Origin of the sequence: Gordonia sp. VNK21, assembly GCF_046098115.1 — a bacterium.
In the GTDB taxonomy this organism is placed as follows: domain Bacteria; phylum Actinomycetota; class Actinomycetes; order Mycobacteriales; family Mycobacteriaceae; genus Gordonia.
This window is the reverse complement of sequence record NZ_JBJURU010000001.1, coordinates 596,387-598,005: the sequence shown is the minus strand read 5'-3', so window position 1 is coordinate 598,005 and position 1,619 is coordinate 596,387. Positions and strand designations below refer to the sequence as shown.

The following is a 1,619-nucleotide window of genomic DNA, read 5'->3' as shown; positions in this document are numbered from 1 at the left end:
CTCACGGCGCGCGCATTGGGCGCCCACACCCCGAACGCGGTGCCGTCGCCGTCCGGGTGGGCGCCCAGGCGCTGCCAGAGCGGTCCGGCCGGGCGCCGTGTGCCGGGCTGCCGTGCGGTCACGAGGCCGGGGCCCGGGCGGTCAGCCGGGTCAGGGCCGCGCGCACCGTCGCCGGGTCGGTGGTCCGCCAGAACGGCGGCAGCCCCGCCGCCAGATAGCCGCCGTAGCGGGCGGTGGCCAGCCGGGAGTCGAGCACGGCCACCACGCCGCGATCGCCGGTCGAGCGCAGCAGCCGGCCGGCGCCCTGGGCCAGCAGCAGCCCGGCGTGATTGGCAGAGACGGTGAGGAAGCCGTTGCCGCCGTGGGCGTCGACGTCGCGCTGCCGGGCCGACAGCAGCGGATCGTCCGGCCGGGGGAAGGGGATGCGGTCGATCATCACCAGCTGCAGCGACGGGCCGGGCACGTCCACGCCCTGCCACAGCGACAGGGTGCCGAACAGGCAGGTCGGCTCGTCGGCGGCGAAGGTCTCGATGAGGGTCGACGTGGTGTCCTCGCCCTGGCAGAGGATGGGCACGTCGAGGATCTCGCGCAGCGCTTCGGTGGCCTCGCGTGCGGCCCGCATCGACGAGAACAGCCCGAGGGTGCGCCCGCCCGCGGCGGTGATCAGCTCGGTCATCTCGGTGAGCACCGGCTGCGCGAGTTCACCGCGCCCGGGCGGCGGCAGATGCCGGGCCACGTAGAGGATCGCCGAGCGCGGATAGTCGAACGGGGAGCCGCCGTCCAGGCCGCGCCAGCCGCCCGCATCGACGTCGCCGGCCGTCGAGCCGGCCGGCGCGGGCGCGTCCGCCGTCCGATGCGGCGGCAGCCCCCAGGTGCGGGCCAGGGCGTCGAAGTCGCCGCCGATGGTCAGAGTGGCCGAGGTGAGAACGACGGTGGCATCGGTGAACAGAGAACTGCGCAGCAGTCCGGCCACCGAGATCGGCGCGATCCGCAGCGTGCGGCGCCGTGTGCCGCCGCGCAGCAGATCCTCGGCCAGCCACACCACGTCGCGCCGTTTGGTCACCTCCGGCTCGGCGAAGAAGGCGAGGATCCGCACCACCGTGTCGTGCAGGGATTCGGCGGCCGAGCGGGCCAGCTGCCGGGCCGCCGCGGCCTGCGGATCGGCCTTGCCGTCCGTGCCACCGCCCGGGCCGATCTCGGTGTGCACGCTCCAGAGGCGGTCGCGCAGACTCGCCAGGACCTCGGCGGCGCCCGCCGGCAGCCGCAGCCACTCGCCGGTGCGGGCCTCGTCGAGCAGGGTCTCGAGCTGCTCGGCGGCCGCCGCCAGCGCCGCGGCCGATTCGGTGGCGATCAGTTTGCCGGCCCGCCGGGAGACGTAGGCGACACCGGTGGTGGAGACCTCCTCGGTGCTCACGCTGGTGATGCGGTCGGCCAGCTCGTGGGCCTCGTCGATCACCACCACCCGGTGTTCGGGCAGGATCGTCGCCGGACTCATGGCGTCGATGGCCAGCATCGCGTGGTTGGTCACCACCACGTCGGCCTGTCCGGCGGGGCGCCGGGCCAGCTCGGCGAAACAGCTGCACCACCACTGGTTGGTGCGCTACGACCGGTAGCTGCGG

Annotated in this window: 1 pseudogene; it reads right to left on the bottom strand. The window is 74.8% G+C overall.

The window, feature by feature from the left end:
* Positions 1–118 precede the first annotated feature (118 nt).
* Positions 119–1,576, bottom strand: a pseudogene (locus ACJMNC_RS02935) (ATP-dependent DNA helicase); the annotation flags it as partial.
* Positions 1,577–1,619: the final 43 nt, after the last annotated feature.